Source organism: Halomonas ventosae (assembly GCF_004363555.1).
Lineage (GTDB): Bacteria > Pseudomonadota > Gammaproteobacteria > Pseudomonadales > Halomonadaceae > Halomonas > Halomonas ventosae.
The window spans coordinates 46,216-65,562 of sequence record NZ_SNZJ01000001.1; the positions used below are offsets into that span (position 1 = coordinate 46,216).

The 19,347-nt window shown below is 61.3% G+C and carries 19 protein-coding genes; 11 read left to right on the top strand and 8 right to left on the bottom strand.

Features of this window, described 5'->3' with window-relative positions; translation table 11 throughout:
* The first annotated feature begins 117 nt into the window (after positions 1-117).
* Positions 118-558, top strand: coding sequence for a large conductance mechanosensitive channel protein MscL (mscL, locus tag DFP85_RS00230; protein ID WP_133633786.1), 441 nt, complete (start codon positions 118-120; stop codon positions 556-558).
* A 35-nt stretch (positions 559-593) separates the two neighbouring features.
* Here mscL and DFP85_RS00235 read toward each other — a convergent pair whose 3' ends face one another.
* Both DFP85_RS00235 and DFP85_RS00240 read right to left on the bottom strand, forming a co-directional pair.
* On the bottom strand, positions 594-1,040 hold the full coding sequence (locus DFP85_RS00235) for a CopD family protein (RefSeq protein ID WP_133633788.1): 447 nt from the start codon (positions 1,038-1,040) through the stop codon (positions 594-596).
* A gap of 100 nt (positions 1,041-1,140) precedes the next feature.
* Positions 1,141-1,323 carry a hypothetical protein gene (locus DFP85_RS00240; protein ID WP_133633790.1) on the bottom strand — a complete coding sequence of 61 codons (183 nt, stop codon included), beginning with the start codon at positions 1,321-1,323 and terminating at the stop codon, positions 1,141-1,143.
* Between the two features lie 117 nt (positions 1,324-1,440).
* Between DFP85_RS00240 and cysQ the strand changes: the two genes are divergently transcribed.
* Together cysQ and DFP85_RS00250 are read left to right on the top strand one after the other, a co-directional pair.
* Positions 1,441-2,316, top strand: coding sequence for a 3'(2'),5'-bisphosphate nucleotidase CysQ (gene cysQ, locus DFP85_RS00245; RefSeq protein ID WP_133633792.1), 876 nt, complete (start codon positions 1,441-1,443; stop codon positions 2,314-2,316).
* A gap of 96 nt (positions 2,317-2,412) precedes the next feature.
* Positions 2,413-3,831, top strand: a complete 1,419-nt coding sequence (locus DFP85_RS00250) for an MBL fold metallo-hydrolase RNA specificity domain-containing protein (protein ID WP_133633794.1) — start codon at positions 2,413-2,415, stop codon at positions 3,829-3,831.
* Here the strand turns inward: DFP85_RS00250 and DFP85_RS00255 are convergent.
* The 5 genes from DFP85_RS00255 to DFP85_RS18825 form a co-directional block, all read right to left on the bottom strand.
* Entirely contained in the window at positions 3,816-4,034 is a 219-nt protein-coding gene (locus DFP85_RS00255) for a hypothetical protein (RefSeq protein WP_133633796.1), read from the bottom strand. The genes DFP85_RS00250 and DFP85_RS00255 overlap by 16 nt on opposite strands.
* 299 nt (positions 4,035-4,333) lie before the next feature.
* Complete coding sequence (locus tag DFP85_RS00260; protein ID WP_133633798.1) at positions 4,334-6,460, bottom strand: YjbH domain-containing protein; 2,127 nt, start codon at positions 6,458-6,460, stop codon at positions 4,334-4,336.
* A gap of 104 nt (positions 6,461-6,564) precedes the next feature.
* Entirely contained in the window at positions 6,565-7,326 is a 762-nt protein-coding gene (locus DFP85_RS00265) for a capsule biosynthesis GfcC family protein (RefSeq protein WP_133633800.1), read from the bottom strand.
* A gap of 20 nt (positions 7,327-7,346) precedes the next feature.
* Complete coding sequence (locus DFP85_RS00270) at positions 7,347-8,021, bottom strand: YjbF family lipoprotein (protein ID WP_166644555.1); 675 nt, start codon at positions 8,019-8,021, stop codon at positions 7,347-7,349.
* Between the two features lie 20 nt (positions 8,022-8,041).
* Positions 8,042-8,407, bottom strand: a complete 366-nt coding sequence (locus DFP85_RS18825; RefSeq protein ID WP_166644556.1) for a hypothetical protein — start codon at positions 8,405-8,407, stop codon at positions 8,042-8,044.
* 385 nt (positions 8,408-8,792) lie between these two features.
* On the opposite strand from DFP85_RS18825, the gene DFP85_RS00280 reads away from it, so the two are divergent.
* The gene (locus tag DFP85_RS00280; protein WP_133634269.1) at positions 8,793-9,923 is read left to right on the top strand and encodes a polysaccharide export protein; all 1,131 of its coding nucleotides are present in this window, start codon (positions 8,793-8,795) and stop codon (positions 9,921-9,923) included.
* Entirely contained in the window at positions 9,923-10,360 is a 438-nt protein-coding gene (locus DFP85_RS00285; RefSeq protein ID WP_133633806.1) for an arsenate reductase/protein-tyrosine-phosphatase family protein, read from the top strand. The genes DFP85_RS00280 and DFP85_RS00285 overlap by 1 nt, the downstream gene beginning before the upstream one ends.
* A gap of 67 nt (positions 10,361-10,427) precedes the next feature.
* Here DFP85_RS00285 and DFP85_RS00290 read toward each other — a convergent pair whose 3' ends face one another.
* The gene (locus DFP85_RS00290; protein ID WP_133633808.1) at positions 10,428-10,775 is read right to left on the bottom strand and encodes a four helix bundle protein; all 348 of its coding nucleotides are present in this window, start codon (positions 10,773-10,775) and stop codon (positions 10,428-10,430) included.
* A gap of 140 nt (positions 10,776-10,915) precedes the next feature.
* On the opposite strand from DFP85_RS00290, the gene DFP85_RS00295 reads away from it, so the two are divergent.
* The 6 genes from DFP85_RS00295 (at position 10,916) to DFP85_RS00320 (ending at position 19,342) form a co-directional block, all read left to right on the top strand.
* On the top strand, positions 10,916-13,111 hold the full coding sequence (locus DFP85_RS00295) for a polysaccharide biosynthesis tyrosine autokinase (RefSeq protein ID WP_133633810.1): 2,196 nt from the start codon (positions 10,916-10,918) through the stop codon (positions 13,109-13,111).
* A gap of 335 nt (positions 13,112-13,446) precedes the next feature.
* On the top strand, positions 13,447-14,235 hold the full coding sequence (locus DFP85_RS00300) for a Wzz/FepE/Etk N-terminal domain-containing protein (RefSeq protein WP_133633812.1): 789 nt from the start codon (positions 13,447-13,449) through the stop codon (positions 14,233-14,235).
* A 106-nt stretch (positions 14,236-14,341) separates the two neighbouring features.
* Positions 14,342-16,138 carry an ABC transporter ATP-binding protein gene (locus DFP85_RS00305; protein ID WP_133633814.1) on the top strand — a complete coding sequence of 599 codons (1,797 nt, stop codon included), beginning with the start codon at positions 14,342-14,344 and terminating at the stop codon, positions 16,136-16,138.
* Positions 16,139-16,275: 137 nt separating this feature from the next.
* Complete coding sequence (locus DFP85_RS00310) at positions 16,276-17,211, top strand: hypothetical protein (protein WP_133633816.1); 936 nt, start codon at positions 16,276-16,278, stop codon at positions 17,209-17,211.
* A 146-nt stretch (positions 17,212-17,357) separates the two neighbouring features.
* Complete coding sequence (locus DFP85_RS00315; RefSeq protein WP_133633818.1) at positions 17,358-17,732, top strand: HAD family hydrolase; 375 nt, start codon at positions 17,358-17,360, stop codon at positions 17,730-17,732.
* The gene (locus tag DFP85_RS00320) at positions 17,732-19,342 is read left to right on the top strand and encodes a phosphotransferase family protein (RefSeq protein WP_133633820.1); all 1,611 of its coding nucleotides are present in this window, start codon (positions 17,732-17,734) and stop codon (positions 19,340-19,342) included. The genes DFP85_RS00315 and DFP85_RS00320 overlap by 1 nt, the downstream gene beginning before the upstream one ends.
* Positions 19,343-19,347 lie beyond the last annotated feature (5 nt).

Below are 19,347 nucleotides of genomic sequence, written 5' to 3' on the forward strand. Positions count from 1 at the left end.
GGGCGGGCAGCCGATGTAAAGCGTTGCGAGGCCTTGTGGGAAGGGGTTCCCATGCTTTCGCGTTACACTTCATCAACCCGGCTGCACAGTGCGCTGGGATGCGAAGGAGAAACGGGCATGTTCAAGGAGTTCAAGGAATTCAAGGAATTCGCCGTACGCGGCAACGTGGTGGACATGGCCGTCGGGATCATTATCGGCGGGGCCTTCGGCACCATCGTCAAGAGCCTGGTCAATGACGTTCTGATGCCGCCCATCGGGCTGCTGATGGGCGGTGTCGATTTCTCCGATATCTTCCTGGTGCTCAAGGGCGAGGGGCCCTATGCCACACTGGCCGATGCCACGGCGGCAGGCGCGGTGACCCTTAATGTCGGGGTGTTCGTCAACAATGTGGTCAGCTTCCTGATCGTGGCCTTCGCGGTCTTCCTGCTGGTGAAGGGCATCAATCGCCTGCGCCGCCAGCAGGCCGAGGCACCCACCGAGCCTACGGCGCCCCCGGAGGAGATCCTGCTGCTGCGCGAGATCCGCGATGCGTTGCACAAGGCTTCAGGCAAGGAGTAGATACCGCCTGGGTCGGGGACGGCAAGACAGGCTATTCAGGAGCCCCAGCGCACCCGGAAGGAGAGCCCCGCCACCACGAACAGCACCGAGAGCAAGGTGACGGCGAGGATATGCCAGCCCATCAGCGGCAGGGTAGCGGGGGAGAGGCGCGGGATAACCCGGAAGCGGGCGTGAGCCGCCACCAGGGCGGTGAGGCCGAGCAGGGCGAGCTTGAACTGGATCAGCTGCGCCACCGGGCCGCCCTCGGCCGAGAACCACAGCGCCAGGGAGGGCAGCTTCTGCCAGGCCAGCCATAGCCCGGTGACGATCTGCACCACCAGCGCCGGCATGCCGATCCGCTCGTAGCCCTGCTCGAACCAGGTCAGCGCCGCCACGTCCTTGCCCTTCAGCACCCGCGGCAGGATGGTCACCGCCAGCACCAGGTGCCCGCCGGTCCAGACGGTGGCGCCCAGCAGGTGCAGCAACAGCAGGATGGCGGTCATGGTGGCTCCTGGGTCACGGTGAGATCAGGCCCCAGGGGCCCGATGGGGCTGGTCGCGAGAAATCAGGCTATCAGAGCGGGTGCTTAGATAAAGAGGGCGCTCAGATATAGAACTGAGGCAGGTGACGGCCTCGGGATGTCTGGGCGCCCTTCTTCGGCAGGTAGGCCACGGGGCGGCTCCAGATGGTCAGGAAGCGCTCGGTGCTGCGGCGGCGACGGGCCGAGCGCAGCGGGCGGGCGGGAAGGGGCTGGTCCCAGATGGTGGCGAAGGTGGTGTTGGTCATGTGGCGTCTCCGGGGCCATGATGGCCCGCTAATATATGTGGAAGTTTTTTCCATTATACCCAAGGTCAAACGCTTGTCTACGACCTAGGTCGTAGGTAATGGCAAGGGAGGAAATGCATGAGGCTGGACCAGGAGACCATCGAGCGGCTAATTGCCGGGGTGGCGGCCGCTGGGCGGGAAGTGATGGCGATCTACCGCCGGGGCTTTGCTGTCGAGCACAAGGCCGACGACAGCCCGCTCACCGAGGCCGACATGGCCGCCCACCACGCCCTGCTGGCGCTGCTCGCGCGCGAGACGCCGGACATCCCGGTGCTCTCCGAGGAGTCCGGCGAGATCCCCTTTGCCACCCGGCGCGGGTGGGCGCGCTACTGGCTGGTCGACCCGCTGGATGGCACCCGCGAGTTCATCGCCGGCAACGGCGAGTTCACCCTCAACCTGGCGCTGGTGGAGGAGGGCGTGCCGGTGTTCGGCATCGTGCATGCCCCGGCGCTGCCGGAGGGCGCGGTGACCTGGTGGGGACAGGTGGGGCAGGGTGCCTTTCGGCGTGAGATCGCGGGGGAGGGCGAAAGCGCTCAGCCAGGCAGCAGCGACCGGCCGATCCGGGTACGTGCTCTGCCCGATCCCGACATCGAGCCCTGGCAAGTGGTGGGCAGCCGCCGCAATGGCCGGGAAGCCTTTGAGGCCTTCTGCCAGGCGCTGCCGGCCCACGCCACGCTGAATATCGGCAGCTCGCTGAAGTTCTGCCTGATCGGCGAGGGCAGGGCGGACCTCTACCCGCGCCTGGCGCCCACCTGCGAGTGGGATACCGCCGCGGCCCAGGCCATCGTTACCGCCGCCGGCGGCCAGGTGCTCGACGCCGAGACGCTCCAGCCTCTGCGCTGTAACCAGCAGGAGAGCCTGCTCAACCCCGGCTTCATCGCCTGCGGGCAGCGCGATGCGCGCTCGGAGGCGGCGCTGGCCAAGGCCCTGCAGGTCGACCCGGGGAGCCGCTGAGGGGCTGCGCCCCATGGCAGCTACCCCGGAAACCAACCTTGCCTACACTGAGGGCATCGGAGATGGATATTGGATAGCGGCAGGGAGGCCACCCGGATGCAGACCCCACGGATTGTTCACCACGGCGCTGCCGAGGGCGTGACCGGCAGCTGCCACCGCCTGCAGGTGAGCGAGGAGCGCGCGCTGCTGGTGGATTGCGGGCTCTTCCAGGGCCAGGACGCCGACCACCTCGATAGCCTCGAACAGCACCGGGTGCGCTTCCCGGTGGACGACGTGCTGGCGCTGGTGGTGACCCATGTGCATATCGACCATATCGGCCGGCTGCCCTACCTGCTGGCGGCGGGCTACCGCGGGCCGATCCTGTGTTCGGTGCCCTCCGCGCGGCTGCTGCCGCTGGTGATCGAGGACGCGCTGAAGATCGGCTTCACCCGCGACCGGGCGCTGATCGAGCGCTTCCTGGGCGAGGTGGAGGGGCGGCTGGTGCCGCTGGAGTACCGGCAGTGGCATACGGTGATCGATGACGATCACCACCGGATACGCGTCAAGCTGCAGCGCGCCGGGCATATCCTCGGCTCGGCCTATGTGGAGGTCGACGTGCGCGACCACGCCACGGGCGAGTCAAGCCGCACGGTCTTCTCCGGCGATCTGGGCGCGCCCTATGCGCCGCTGCTGCCGGCGCCGAGATCACCCTATCGCGCCGACACCCTGGTGATCGAGAGCACCTACGGGAACCGCACCCACGAGGACCGCACCACCCGCCGGGCGCGGCTCAAGGGCGCCATCGACCGGGCCCTGCAGAACGCCGGCAGCGTGGTGATCCCCGCCTTCAGCATCGGCCGCACCCAGGAGCTGCTCTATGAGCTCGAGGGGCTGATCCACGGCGCCACGGATGCGCGCTGGCGCGAGCTCGAGATCATCGTCGACTCACCGCTGGCCGCGCGCTTCACCCGGGTCTACCGCGAACTCAGGCCCTGGTGGGACGCCGAGGCCCAGCGCCGGCTACACGGCGGACGCCACCCGCTGAGCTTCGAGAATCTTTATACCGTTAACTCTCACGAGGAACACGAGCAGACGGTGGAGTACCTGGCCCGCACCCATCGCCCGGCGGTGGTGATCGCCGCTAGCGGCATGGTCACCGGCGGGCGGGTGGTCAACTACCTCAAGCGCATGCTGGGTGACCCGCGCCACGCCGTGGTGTTCATCGGCTACCAGGGCGCCGGCACCCCGGGCCGCGACATCCAGCGCTACGGGCCCCGCGGCGGCTGGGTGGAACTCGACGGCGAGCGCATTGACATCCGCGCGCATATCGAGACCGTCAGCGGTTACTCCGCCCACGCCGACCAGCAGAACCTGCTCGACTTCATCCGCCGCATGCGCCACCCGCCGCGCCAGGTGCGCCTGGTGCACGGCGAGCGCGACGCCCAACTTGCCTTCAAGGCGAGGATCGAACAGTGGGCGAGGGACGCCGGCCGGGAGGTTGAGGTGAGCCTGGGGGCGGATCACCAGATGGAGTGAGGGGAGGTCTCCGCCTCGGCGCCGAGGCGGCCCAGTCGGGTATTCCGTTCGCAATTGGCGCAGGTGACCACGGCCAGGTCGTTGTCGACCGCCTCGAGCGTGAACTCCTGCCAGTCATTGGCCCGGGCGATCTCGATGGTGCCGCAGGCGCAGGACAGGATGCGCCGGCCCTGGGGGTCGACGTCGAGCGTGATGGGTCTCATGGGCAATCCCTCCCTGGATCTGCCCCGATGGTACGCCATCGCACCGCCCGACTTCGTACGAGAACGCGGCTGCGGCGTGTAGGCGATCTCGTCGGTTGTGGTTTAGGTTTCTTCGCGGTGCCAGTCGAGGTGTCGAACCATCGGCTTGCACATCAGGTTCGAGTCAACTTGTAGGAGCCGTGCTTGCACGGCGATTTGGTGCATGGTGTTGGTTATTCGCGGTGCAAGCACCGCTCCCACGAAAACCAACGCTTCCACGTAAACCAACCGCTCCTACGATCCCAGCCTGGCTCAGGCGATTACTCCCAGCTGCGGTCGTAATCCTCCCAGTAGCGTCCGAGGTCGCGTTCCTCGGTGAGGTCGTAGAGCCGGTAGCGACGATTCAGGCGGGCGCCGCCGTCGCGGGTGAGGGGCTGCCAGGCGATGCTGGCGCGGTTGCGGCTGGAGCGCACGAAGAAGGCATCCATGGGAATGGAGAGGTAGAGCGCCTTGTCGAAGCTGCCCTCGCCGAAGTTGTCGCCGGCGTCGGTGAAGGTGGCCCAGGCGCCCACCCGCACGCCGTTGTCGAACTCCCGGGAGAGGTCGAGGGTGGTACCGATGTCGCCGGCGAGGTAGCGCCCCACGCTGACCTCGGCCAGCACGTCCTCGATGCCCGTCTCCAGGAAGGCGCTGAGGTGGCCGGTCCAGGTGTCGTAGTCGCGCAGACCGAACTGCTGGTCGAACTCGCGCTGGCGCACCCAGTTGAGGTCCGCGCCCAGGGCGAGCGGGCTGTTGAAGGGGCGGTAGAGCAGCTCGCCCCCCGCGCCGGCATACATCATCTCCAGCAGGCCGCCATAGCCCATGGCATACCAGTCGTCGCCGAGCCGGGCGGTGCGGGTGTACTGCAGGTTGCTGATCCCCACGTCGGCCTCGGCCAGGTAGTCGCCGATGAAGGTGCGCACCCGCGGCAGCTCGGAATCGGCGATGTAGTCGTACTCGTCGAGGTTGTCGGCCAGCGTCGCGGTCAGGCTGCCCGAGAACCAGCCGTTGGGGTCCGTGGCATACTCGGCGGACGCATAGGCCGAGAGGCGATAGAGGTAGCCGTCCGGGCCGCCGAAGTTCTGCTCGATGGCGGGGCCGACCGACCAGCTGAAGCGGCGAGGCTCGGCCCGGTAGAGCAGCTCGCCGGTGGGCTCGCCAAGGTTGGCGTGGGCATAGAGGCCATAACGGTGGTCGCGCGCCTCTTCGCTGGAAGCCGCCGCGGCGGTAAAGGCCGCCCGGTCGTGGACGTCCTCGCGCAGGTCGAGGCCGCGGTTCTGCCAGCGGTAGCTAAAGGTCTCCACCGTCTCGTCGGCATTGGCCTCGAGGATTCGCCCGGCGCGGGCCTCGCTCTTCGCCAGGTTGCGGAAGGTGGTGGGCTCGCCGGTCACGGTCAGGTCGTCCCCCTGCTGGCGGATCTCGCGCACGCGGATACCGGCGTTTTCCTGCAGACGGTTCGCCACCGCCGGCCAGCTCTCTTCCGGCGCGGCATCCAGCGGCCGGGGAGGCGGGTCGCGCTTCACCTGGGCGAGCCCCGCCAGGTTGGTGGAGAAGCTCACCCCGGCCATGGCGGTGTTGCCGCGCTGCCAGCCGGTGCGCAGCTCGATGTTGTCGGTGAGCCGCAAGCGGGCCCCCAGGTTGACGCGTGAATCCTGGGGCTGGTCGTTCTGCTGGGGCTCGTTGGCGTAGTCGTTGCCCTCATATTCCAGCTGCAGCACCAGCGGGTCCCAGGGGGTCTGGTATTCCACGCCGCCGAAGAGCGCCATGGGGCCGCGGAACAGCTGATCGAGGGCGAACTCGCCGCCCTGGTCGCCGCCGGCATCCCCGGGGCGACTATCGAAGCGTTCGTCCAGCCAGCCCAGCGGGGAATCCACATCCCCGGCGTTGCCGAGGTACCCCCAGCCCAGCCCCAGGGTGAAGTCGAGATCGTGCCAGCGCTTGCTGGCCACCAGGTACTCGGCGCCGAACTGCGTGGTCCCGCCGGCGTCCCGCAGCCCGACCGCCAGCTCTGGCCAGTAGCGGCTCTCCTCGCGCAGGCGCAGCTTGGCATCAATGCCCTTGTCGAGGTAGTCCCGCTCACCCGCGATGCTGGGGCCGAACAGGCGGTTCTCCACCGAGACATAGCGAAAGCCCGCCTCCAGCCAGTCCGTGGGCTGCACGAACACCGAGTAGCGGCGATAGGGCGCGGTACGGCTCCAACTCGCCGCGAAGTGGCCGGTCTCAGCCATGCGAGCGGTCGGGGTCTGCATCAGGCCGATGCCGCCGAAGTCACTTTGGCCGGGGCCCAGGCCAGCAGCGAACGATGGCAGAGGGGTAACGGCCAATAGCACGGGTAGGGAAGTAGAAAGCAGCGGGATGGTAGAAAGTAGAAAGTGACAAGAAGAAAGGCACCCCCTAACCCCTTGCATACTGGACGATTCGATAGCTGCCAACTCCTCCGTTCCACTTTCCACTTTCCACTCGCAACTTTCTACTTTCAAATGCTGACTCATTCCCCTGCCCCTTGCCTGTGTCATTCCACCTCCCACAGGCTGCAGTCCTCGCCGGGCAGGCGGGTGGCGAGCCAGGCGGCGAGCTCGCGGTTGATCAGGTCGCCCTCGCGAGTGCCACCGAGACCGCGCTCGGGCAGCTGGATAACGACCCGGGCGCCGGGTGCCAGGGGGGCGGCCTGGTGGTTCCAGGCGGCAAAGCCCCGCTCGTGCCGAACGCCCTGGGGGGAGATCACCACGGCACTGTCGATGCCGCGGGTGGCGCCGGCGGGCAGGGCGGCGAGGGCATCATCCAGCGTCATGCCGGGCTGCCACGCCAGCCGCTCGACCCCGTGTCGTGTCCAGGCCTCGATCCAGGCCGGTGGCGTGCAGGTGCCGAGCAGGCTGATGCCCCTCATCGCGGGGTTATGGCGCAGGTCGCTGGCAAGCGCCGGCAGACCCAGCGGCTCCGGGGTGCGGGCGGGCAGGGTGTCATGCTCGGCCACGTTCCGGCCCCAGGCGGCCAGGCCTCGGGCGGTGGAGGGCTTGCCCTGCGCCCTCACCACCGCCGCCAGCCCCTCCAGCTCGGCCGCCAGGCGCGCCTGGCGACGCTCCAGCTCGGCGGCATCGCTTTCGCGCAGCGCATAGCTGTAGGCCCAGTCGAAGGGCGGCTGGCCCTGGGCCTGGCGCTCTTCCTGCCAGGCCAGCCAGGCCTCCACTAGGGTGGGGGGGGCGGTTGCCGGCTGGGCCTGGGCCGCAAGGGGGAGCAGGGCCAGCAGGGCGGCCAGTAACGGGGTTCTGTACATGGGAAAGGGTGCCTTGCGGATTACCACCAGTGGCGGGCGACTTGCCACTGCATCGTCGGGGCCCCGGGCCAGGGCGTCTCACGCACCGCCCAGAGATTGCGATTGACCGGGTCACGCCAGAAGGTCGAGCTGGTCGTCTCGCCACCAGCCCAGGCCAGGATCGCCTCGCAGCGCTCCAATGACCGCTCCCCCAGCGGAAGTGCGACCGGCTCGGCCCCTGCGCAGCGCAACTCGCCGTGCGCCTCGCCGCGCCTCACCTGCCCCTCATCGTCGCGCCAGTGGCGCACCAGCGTGAACGGGGTGGGGGTGTCCTGGCGCCAGGGCCGGCTGGAACCATACTGGCTCTGACCATGCCGGACCTTGCCATAGCGGGTGCCGAGAAGATCCTCCGGCAGGCCGGCGGTGGCGTGCAGTCCGCCATCGTGAAGCTCGAGCACGCCACCGCCGCGGGAAGGCCAGTAGCTGACGTCCCCCGCCTGGGCACCCATCACCAGAAGGCCCTGCACGTCGCCCAGTCGCGCCGAGAGCGTGGCGTGGGGAATCGCGGCCGCCTGCGCCTCGACGCGATCATCATCCGGCAGGAGTGCCTGCAGCGAAGCCGCCAGCGGGGTAGTGCCCGAACTGGCACAGCCGGCCAGCAGCAGGGGCAGCATGCATGACAAGACCGCCCGCAGGCGGCCTCGGTGCTTATCCATCCTGGACCTTCGAAGCATGATCAGTTGGTGCCGGTAGTCCCCGTGGTGCCGGAGCTGCCACCGTCATCGCCACCACCCACGGCACTGACGCCGACCCCCACGGCCACGGCACCGGCGACGGCCAGGCCGGTAAGGGCCGCGGTGGAAAGGCCGGTGGCGGCGGCCAGCCCGGCCAGGCCGCCAGAGGTGGCGGCGCCGCCGGCAGCAACGCCGGTCGCGGAGGCCGCCCCGGCGCCAGCGCCCGCACTTGCGCCAGCTCCTGCTCCTGCGCCGGAACCAGCGCCGGAACCAGCGCCTGCGGCGGTGCCGGTTTCCGTCTGGGCCACGGCCAGCGGCGATGCCAGCATGCCGGTGATGGCGATCAAAGCAGCGGTCTTGTTGAACATCCTGTCTCTCCCTATGCGTTGCGGCTACTCATGATTGGCTGCCCATCATGAGGCGTCACCGTGGCCCATGATAGGTCCTGGATACGGGGATGTCTTGGCTATATCGCAAAAAGATGCATGACATTTTCCTGAAATGCGAGGTTGCCGATGCGGCGTGTAGGAGATCTCGTACAATAACTGGTTTGTCATCCTCAGGCGGTGGAAATATCCTTCGGGCGCCTGTAAAGTCCGCACGCTTTCAGGCGGTATTTTCCAATACCTACAGTCACTTGCAGATACTTGCATGTTGCCAAACGACGACAGGCCTCGAGGATGCGCCATGACACCTCGGGGCGGTAGCGTGCCCGAACGCTCCGGCCTTCCCACCTCACAGGCAGTCACCACCATGCGCCATTCAACGCCCTTCAAGCTTCTGCTGGCACTGGGGGGTGCCATCCTGCTGACCGGCTGCGCCTATGCGCCGGGTAGCCATTTCGCCTCCCGCAGCGAGAGTGCCCCTGTCGATGACCTGGTCGACGTGGAGCCCATCACCCTGGGGCTGATCAATGCCCAGCGCCCGGCGCCGGATACCGAGCGGCTCGAGGCGCTCAGCGAGGAGCAGCGGGAAGCGATCGACGACTACGACTACCGCATCGGCAAGGGTGATGTATTGAGCATCATCGTCTACGACCATCCGGAGCTGACGATCCCTTCCGGCAGCGAGCGCAGTGCCGAGGAGGCCGGCAACACCGTCCACCAGGATGGCACCATCTTCTATCCCTTCATCGGGCGCGTCGAGGTGGCCGGTCGAACCGTCACAGAGGTGCGCGACGAGCTGGCGCGGCGCCTCGAGCCCTATATCGCCGCACCCCAGGTTGAGGTGAAGATCGCCGCCTTCAATTCGCAGGAGGTGCAGGTCACCGGCGAGGTGAATGAGCCTGCCCGCCTGCCGGTCACCAATGTGCCGATGACGGTGCTGGATGCCATCAGCCTCACCGGTGGGCTTGGGCCCCAGGCCAACTGGCACGACGTGATCCTGCTGCGCGACGGCGAGCAGCGAACCCTCTCGCTTTATGACATGCTCAACGAGGGCGAGCTCAGTCAGGACCTGCTGCTGCAGGACGGCGATGTGCTGCATGTGCCGGACCTGGGCAGCCAGCAGGTCTTTGTGATGGGCGAGGTGGGCGAGCCCCAGGCCCTGCCCATGGGCCGCTCGCCCATGAGCCTGACCGAGGCGCTCACTCGCGCCGGCAGCTTCAACGAGGCCCAGGCCGACGCCAGTGGTATCTTCGTCTTCCGCCGCCAGCCGGAGCGCAGCGACAAGCTGGCAACCGTCTACCAGCTGGATGCCCGCAATGCCGCCGCCATGGTGCTGGGCACCGAGTTCCGGCTCGAGCCCACCGATGTCGTCTACGTGACCACCACGCCGCTGGGCCGCTGGAACCGCGTGATTGGCCAGCTGCTGCCCACCGTTACGGCGGTCTATCAGGTCACGCGGACGACACGTGACGCCAATGACCTCCGCGACGACTTCTGATGTTCCAGCACCTGCTTGTCGTCTGCACCGGTAACATCTGCCGCAGCCCGGTGGCCGCCGCCATGCTCGCGGCGGCCCTGCCCGGGCGGCGGGTCGACTCCGCCGGCCTCGGCGCCCTGGTCGGCCACGGCGTCGAGCCCACCGCCCGTGAGCTCGCCGAGGCCGACGGCCTGGACGTGGCCGACCACCAGGCCCGCCAGCTAACCGAGGCCATGCTCCAGGCCGCCGACCTGATCCTGGTGATGAGCGAAGGCCAGCGCCACGCAGTCGCCGACCTCGCCCCCGCGGCATTAGGCAAGACCATGCTGCTCGGCAAATGGCTCGATGAAGGCCGTGGCCGCGAGATCCCCGACCCCTACCGGAAGAGTCGGGAAGCGTTTGCGCATGTGCATGGGTTGCTAAGGGAGGCCACCGGGGAGTGGGCGAAGCGGTTGTAGGAGCTACAAGGGGCAAGGGGAAAGTAGAAAGTGACAAGGTGAAAGGGAAGGGCCACACCAAGGCAATTCAGATGCGCCGACGGTAGGCGTGGATAAGGCCCTGCAGCATGCTGGAAATTTCCCGAGTCTCCTCGGTCAGGCGCTTTCCTGCGGCCCTATCGATGTAGCCGATCTCTATGCCGATATAGATCTGGGTCCTGAGCTCGCCACATGAGCCTTTGGCAAAACCGAGGAAGCGGATCTTCTCCTTTTGGCTCTCTCGTTCGAAGCCTTCAGCGATATTGCTGGCGATGGACAGCGCAGACCGGGTGATCTGGTCTCGAAAGCCAAAGTCCCTCGAGCCGCGAAAAATGGTGTAGATCTCGGTGCAGAGCCGCGCGGACCGCTTCCAGACCTTTAGATCCTCGAACCTCATGGCCGTCTCCCTGGCAGCGTTTCATCTTCAAGGTAGCATTCGGGAGCCATGCCACCACTCGGGCGCTGTCGGTTCTACTTTCCACTTTTTACTTTCTACTGACTTCCTTGCTACTTCCGTAACCGGTTGAAAAGACACCCATGACAGACCCCACTCAGAACCCTCCTCGCCCCACCACACCCGCGGATGATGAGATAGATCTCGGCCGCCTCTTCGGCCTGCTGCTGGACCACAAGTGGTGGATCATCGGCATCACCTTCCTGTTTGCCCTGGGGGGCGTGGCCTATGCCCTGCAGGCGACGCCGATCTACCGGGCGGATGCGCTGGTGCAGGTGGAGGACAAGGCGGGGATGAGCAACCCGCTGGAAGACGTGCGGGCCATGCTCGGCGAGGAGCCGAGCACCGATGCGCAACTGGGGATCCTGCGCTCGCGGCTGGTGCTCGGTCGCGCCGTGGACCAGGAGCGGCTCGATCTGGTGGTGCAGCCAACGCGTTTCCCGGTCATCGGTGACTTCCTGGTGCGGCTCGGCATCGAGCGGCCCGGCTTCGCCGAGAGCAGCGTCTGGGCCGGAGAAACGCTCAATATCGGGGAGTTCCAGGCCGATTCGCCACTGACCGGCGAAGCTTTCACGCTGACGGCTGGGGAGGGGGGATATTACAGCCTCTCTCTGGAGGGGCAGTCCCTTGGGGAAGGTGAAGTCGGCAAGGACAGTACCTTCCTGGATGGCCAGGTCACGCTGCGGGTAGCCGAGATCCTGGCGGCACCGGGCGCCGAGTTCACCCTGATCAAGCGCTCCCGCCTGGCGGCCATCAATGACCTGCGCTCACGGTTCAGCGTCAGCCAGCAGGGCAGCGACAGCGGCCTGCTGGACCTGGCCCTCACCGATCCCGATCCGAGCCGTGCCGTGCGCACTCTGGATGCCATCAGCGAGATCTACCTGACCCAGAACATCCAGCGCCAGAGCGCCGAGGCCGAGCAGAGCCTCGACTTCCTGGAGGGCCAGGAGCCGGAGATTCGCGAACAGTTGCGTGCCGCCGAGAATGCTCTCAACGCCTACCGCACCGAGCGCGACAGCGTCGATCTATCCCTGGAGACTAAGTCGATCCTGGAGCGACTGGTCAACCTGGAGGCCCAACTCAACGAGCTGGAGTTCACCGAGTCCGAAGTGTCACGGCGTTTCTCTTCCAGCCACCCGACCTATTCGGCCCTGCTGGAGAAGAAGCAGCAGCTGATCGATGAGCGCGAGCGGCTGAACCAGCGGATCGAGAGCCTGCCGGAAACCCAGCAGCAGGTGCTGCGGCGCACCCGCGACGTGGAGCTCAACCAGGAGATCTACCTGCAGCTGCGCAACAAGATCCAGGAGATGAAGATCGCCAAGGCCAGCACCGTGGGCAACGTGCGCATCCTCGATGAAGCGGTGGTGCAGCCCAACCCGGTGGAGCCTAAGAAGCCGCTGATCGTTGTAATGGCGACGCTGCTGGGTAGCATGCTCTCGGTGGGCCTGGTGCTGGGCCGCGGCCTGCTGCGTCGCGGGGTGGAATCGCCCGAGCAAGTCGAGGAGGTCGGCCTGCCCGTCTATGCCAGCGTGCCGCTTTCTGACGAACAGCAGAAGTTGGTCCAGCGGGTGAGGCGCCGTCACGAGCGCCATGGCCATAACATTGTCACCGGCATCCTGGCCGAGCGGGCCCCGGCGGATACCGCCGTGGAGGCGCTGCGCGGGCTGCGCACTAGCCTGCACTTCGCCATGCTGGAAGCCGGCGACAATCGGCTTATGATCACCGGGCCGAGCCCCGGGATCGGTAAGAGCTTCCTCTCCGTCAACCTGGCGACTGTCTGTGCCCTGGGCGGCCAGAGGGTACTGGTGTTGGACGCCGACATGCGCAAGGGCCATATCCACCACGCCTTTCGCGGTCACAGCGAAAGCGGCCTCTCGGAACTGCTTTCCGGCAAGGCGGCCTGGGGGGAGGTGGTGCGTGACAGCGGCATCGAGAACCTGAGCTATGTGGCGCGCGGCACGGCACCGCCCAACCCCGCCGAACTGCTGATGAACGCCAGCTTCACCGCCTTCCTCGAGCAGGCCAGCCGCGAGTTCGACCTGGTGATCCTCGACACCCCCCCGGTGCTGGCCGTGACCGATGCCGCTCTGGTCGGCAAGCAGTGTGGCACCAGCCTGATGGTTGCCCGTTTCCAGCTGAACCCGGCCAAGGAACTGCAGATCGCCACCCGCCGCCTCGAGACCGCCGGTGTCACCGTCAAGGGCGCCATCCTGAACGCCATGGAGCGCAAGGCCGCCACCCGGTATGGCTATGGCTATTACAACTATGCCTACCGCTAGACCCTGATGCAGCGGGGTCAGAACCCAAGGGCTCGACACCGTGCCTGATCGACTTGTGAGCACAGGCCATGTCTTGGGAATCAAGGTACGGACACTTATGTCTCTTTTTGGCGACAGGGCGCCTTGTTCGGCAACCGCCCTCTATCCCTGCTGGCACGCATCCCGCTAGAGTCACGACCCGCTCTGACGTACAATCCTCTCCCCGTAAATAATACTTTGCCGAGGGCCCAGGTGGACTCACTCGGTGAGACGAGAACTGCAGGGTTCGAGGACATGCCCGGTGCGACCTCCGGGCGGTAGCGTTCCCGTGACATGGCTGAAGGTGACTCCAAAAAATGAACAATTCTCCGGACGGGCCGGCACCGCGATACGCTAGCGACGATGAGATCTCCCTGGTGGACCTCGCCAAGATCCTGATCAGGCGCTGGAAGCTGATGGCAGTGACCTTTCTGGTCATCGTGCTGGGTGCCCTGGCCTATGCGCTGATGATGGAACGCACCTTCGAGTATGTCTCCCTTTATCAGGTGGCCGAGCAGGCACCCACCGATAACCGGGAAAATGGCGCACTCGAACCTCCCTCCTCGATCGTGGCCAAGACCAGCAACCTCTATCTGGGTTCCGTGACACGCCAGATCCTCGATAACGAGGGCATGGCATCGCTCCCGTTCGAGATATCTGTCGACAATCCGGAGGACACCCTGCTGGTGAAGCTGGCGTCGCAAGCCGCCGAGGCCAACGCCGCTGTGGTCGAATCCTTGCATGCCGAGGTGCTGGGGCGTATCGAGAAGGACCAGCAAGCCCTCCTCGAGCGCCGGCGCGAGGCCCTAGACCGCCAACTGGAAAGTACTCAGAGCTCCCTGGAGCTAGCCAAGGAATCCTCTAGCCCCTCTGCCGCGGAACTCGTGGCAAGCTACTCCCAGCGCGTAGCGGATATCGAGGATCGCCTGACGCAGTTGCAGGAAGGGCAGGTCGTGCAGACCGCCGTGAAGAGCCTCAAGCCATCCGGCACAAGCCGTAGCCTTGTGATGGCCTTGGCGATTGTGCTTGGTGGCATGCTGGCCGTGATGATGGCATTTCTTACTCAGTTTGCCGTGGCAGTTCGCGACAGCTTGCAGGAAGGGTAGGGGAGCTTATTCAGGGGTTACATCCCATCGCCAGGCACCCCGGCCTGACCCTTCAGCAGCCTATCTGTGACGCTCATCACTCAATAACCGGAACGATCAGCCCACCATGCTTCAACGCCTTAAAGCGCTCTACCGCCTTCTAACCACTGAACAACGCCGCCGACTGCTGCGCTTGCAAGTCTTGGTGGTGCTTATGGCCTTTGCCGAGGTAGCAGGCGTTGTCGCCATCGGCCCCTTCATGGCCTTGGTGGGGGATATGAGCCGTGTGCAAGGGGAGGGCAACCTGGCTCAGCTCTACCAGGCTACTCCCTTTACCGATCCCGCCGAATTCCTCTTCTGGCTGGGAATCGCCGTGCTCGTCGCACTTACCGGTGCCGCGGCCGTCTCCATGTTTACGGCCTGGCGGCTGGCACTCTATGCCAACCAGGTCGGAGCCGAACTGAGCATCCGGCTCTACAAGCACTACATGCAGCAGCCCTGGCTTTTCCACGCAAGTTGTTCCAGCAGCCAGTTGACCAACCAGATTGCCCAGGAATGCAACCGCATAACTGGCCAAGTAATTCGCCCGCTGATGATGATGAACGCCAAGGCGGTACTGGCGCTGGTCATGGCCTTGGCGATCTTCCTGTTCAATCCCATGGTGGCGATGGTAGGGATGGCCCTTTTTTCCGGTGCCTATCTGGTGCTTTACCGTACCGTTCGACGCAAGCTGGCCAGTAACGGCCAGGCGATCACACGCTCCAACCGCGAAAGATTCAAGCTGATGAACGAGGGATTCGGCGGCATCAAGGACGCATTGCTGCTGGGGCGCCAAGCCGACTTCAACCAGCGCTTCGAGGCCAGCAGTCGCATCTTTGGCCGTGCGCAGGGGACTACCCAGGCGCTCTCTCAGGTTCCGCGCTACGCTATGGAGCTGATCGCCTTCGGCGCGGTGATCTTTCTGGTGCTCTATCTGCTGGCCGCTCACCAAGGCAACCTTGGTACCATCTTACCGGTGCTGTCCATCTATGCCCTTGCGGGTTTCAAGCTGCTGCCAGCTTTCCAGCAGGTCTACACCAGCGTTGCTCAGCTGAGAGGCAACCTGGCCGCCTTCGACAGTCTGGAGGAAGACCTAAAGGCCAGCCAACACGCCAGCACAGGCACACCTGCAGAGAAGGCTGGCCATCTCGTTCCTCGCCACGAGGTTCGTCTGGACAACGTTACGTTCCATTATCCAGGCAAGGAAGAAGTTGCGCTTAACGGCCTGACCCTGACCCTGCCGGTCAACAAGGTGATCGGCCTGGTGGGTGCCTCCGGCTCCGGCAAGTCCACCGCCATTGACATGCTACTGGGGCTGATCGAGCCCGAGAAGGGGGCGCTTTTAGTGGATGGCCAGCCCTTGGCCCCGGAACAGAAGCGCGCATGGCAGAACAGCCTGGGTTTCGTGCCCCAGAGCATTTTCCTGACCGATGCCAGTATCCGTGAGAATATCGCCTTCGGACTTCCTCCCGAGCAAATCGACGATGCACGGGTGGAAAAGGCTCTGCGCCTGGCGCATCTGGAGGAACTGCTGGAACGTCTTCCCGAAGGGCTGGATTCGGTGGTGGGAGAACGCGGTATTCAGCTTTCCGGCGGACAGCGGCAACGCATTGGTATCGCTCGGGCGCTCTATGACGATGCCGAGGTGCTTGTGCTGGATGAAGCCACCAGCGCTCTGGACGGCATCACAGAAAAGTTGGTGATGGACGCCATTCACGACTTCTCTGGCAAGAAGACCATCATCATGATCGCCCATCGCCTGGCAACTGTTAAACAGTGCGATACCATCTATCTGCTTAAAGATGGCCAAGTCAGCGATCAAGGTTCCTACTACGAGCTAGCTGAACGGAACGTAATTTTCCAGCGTATGGCTGATCACGCATAGCAAAGACGATATAAAATGGGATTAGTTGATTGATTGTTAAGCAAATATTTGATGATGAAGAGCCTTTCGAAGGTCCTTTCTATATCAGAAATTTTCCACAGATCCCTGTAATAAATTCAGTTTAAGTATGTAAGCATATGAAAAATAAATATGGTTTGGTTATACAAGGGCCCCTCCGTTCCTTAGGTCGTTCTGGCAGCACGGCAAATATAGCATTGAGCAATCTTGATTCGGAGGATGTTGTAAATTTTTTCTGCATTCCAACTGTTGTTAATTATTTTGAAAAATTTAATAACTTGGAAAAAATAGTATGTGTGGTTTGGGATGATGAAGATAAAAAGGATGTCGAGCTTCTACAAAATATTGTAGGCCATGAGAATATAAAGGTCATAAAAGACAGGACAAAACCTGTTTTAACTAGCGGTGGAGTGGTTCCTGGAAATAATAAGTATAGACAGTTTTATTCAACTCTAAAAGGCTTGGAGTTTTTAAAAAAGGAAGGTGTCTCTCATATCATTAAAGTTCGTTCTGATCAATCATTAGATATCAATAAGTTGATCGAAGATTTTGAGACGGTCCAAAAAATTCGCAAAGACACTGTTATGGTTCCCAGGGTGGTTAAGAATAAAGCGGATCATCTTGCAGATTTTTACTTTGTTTCAGAAATAGAGCTTTTTGAATTGTTGTTAAAAGATTTTCTTGAAAATAAAGAAATATTTCATCATGTGCATACAGATTTGTTCTATTGTTGGGCTAAGAGGTTTTTAGGGCAACCATATTTGCCATATTTTTTCTCAAAAACTGATCTTTTTAAAGAGTATGTGCTTAAGGCATGGAATTTTGGTTTTTGTCCAGCCTCTAAAAAAGTTTATTCTAGTATTGTTTGGCGAGGTGAGAATCTGGCTTATAGCGCAACCGATAACATTTTCCTTGAAGATATTGATTATAATTTAGTGCTTAGGCAAGATCAGATTATTGGTAAGCCGACACTTTACTGGTTATTTTTTTCGAGAATAAAAAGGAATATAATTAATTCATATAAAAAATTTTTTTATTTCAGGCGCAATATTTGAATGAATGTTTTGTAGCCAAGCGATAATTTTGGCTCTCTTTGTTTAGAGAGATGCCGTTAATATCATCTCTCGTAAGTTTTCGCATAAACTGATGGGTTGCGTACTTTTCGGAATATTTTTATTGTATCTTTGGTAGAGCTATCGTTATGAAGAAGTTGGTTGTCGATCTTGATGGTACTATTACAAAAAATGATACTTCAGATTACAGGAATGTATCCCCAAATCTGGAGGTCGTAGACAAGTTGCGCTTCTTTAAAAGCCTCGGATACGAAATTATTATCCAGACTGCTCGCAATATGCGAACCTACGAAGGCAACGTCGGCAAGATCAATATACACACACTGCCGATCATCACAGAATGGCTCGACAGGCATAAGGTTCCCTATGATGAAGTTCATGTAGGTAAACCTTGGTGTGGTTTTCATGGGTTCTATGTCGATGACCGGGCTGTTCGTCCGTCCGAATTTATCCGAATGAGCCCTGAAGAAATTGAAAGCTTGATAGCAGGGGAGCATCGATAATGTTCCTGATTATGTCTGCTGCCTATATTAGCCAAGAACTGAGGTCCGAGTTCGGCGCTTTGCCCCCAAGCTTTCTACCGCTGGGCAATCGTCGTTTGTTTCAGTATCAGATCAGCTTAGCCCCAAAGGGGGCGCAGATTTTCCTGACGCTTCCAGAATCCTTTGTGATTCCTGATTTTGATAATGAGTGGCTTTTGAAGAATGGTATTACTATCGTAAAGCTTCCTGATGGTCTGAGCTTGGGAGCATCACTTGTAACAGCCTTAAATCTAGTCGATCAAGGACTGGAAGTTCCCTTGCATGTCCTTTTTGGTGACACTGTAATTGATCCCTTGCCTCATGGACAGGACCTAGTTGCTATCGCCACAGTCGAGGATAACTATGACTGGGCCGTCGTAACAGAAGACGATGATAATTGGCTGGTTAGCAGCCAGAACATTCTGGCTGAGCAAGAACACTCAGTGATAACCGGCTACTTCAAGTTTAGTAACCCGCGACAACTCATACGCTGTATCACAAAATACAGTTGGCAGTTTTTGAAAGGCCTCGGGTGTTATCGCCAAAAAATAGGCCTGAGCGAAGTGCCGGTATCCAACTGGTTGGATTTTGGGCATGCAAACACTTATTATAGATCCAAGTCGGCATATACTACACAGCGCATCTTTAATGACCTTAAAATCACATCCGATTGGATCGAGAAGTCGGGAATACATAACGAAAAGATTGAGGCAGAGGCAAATTGGTTCGAAAACATTCCGCCGATGATCCGTCGCTATACACCACAATATCTGGGACGTCCGGGGGGCATTCCAAGCGGTGCATATAGGCTTGAGTATCTGCATCATATTCCGCTGAATGAGCTCTACGTTTTTGCTGATGTTGCGCCTTTGTTGTGGAAAAAAATCCTGAAAGAGTGCCTGGCTTTTCTAAAATGTTGTTCTAATTACCCCAGTCCTGATGGCAAGTTGGAATCAGGAGTCAACTTGGATGCGATGTTCACCGAGAAAACTACAGCCAGACTTCGCACGTTTTCTCTTGAATGTGGTTTTCGAACCGATACGGTTTTTAGATACCACACCCAAGATACGGAAAGAAGAACTCTTGAACTATCTATAAATGATATTGTTCAAGGTAGTGAAGCCCAGCTCCCTTCTGGTGATGCTCAGAGCACTCTGGTGCATGGAGACTTTTGCTTCAGCAACGTACTTTATGAATTTCGTACAAATAGAATAAAAGTGATTGACCCACGCGGACTCACGCCAGCTGGAGAGAAGTGCATTTTTGGGGATATTCGATACGACTTGGCTAAACTTAGTCATTCAGTATTAGGTATGTATGATTGGATTGTCGCCGGCTACCATGAAACCAGTTTCGAGGGTCAAGAGATTTCAATAGCACTTCCGGAAACATCAAAACATCATGAAATACAGAAGATGTTTCTGGACATGATAGAGGCAGAATACTCTGTCAGTCCAGCTCAACTTTACGCTATGCAAGTTCATCTTTTTCTGTCCATGCTGCCTCTACACAACGACGATGTAAATCGCCAGTATGCTCTTCTCGCCAATTCGTTTCGTTTATATAACTTGATGGAGCGACATCAGCAATGATTGTT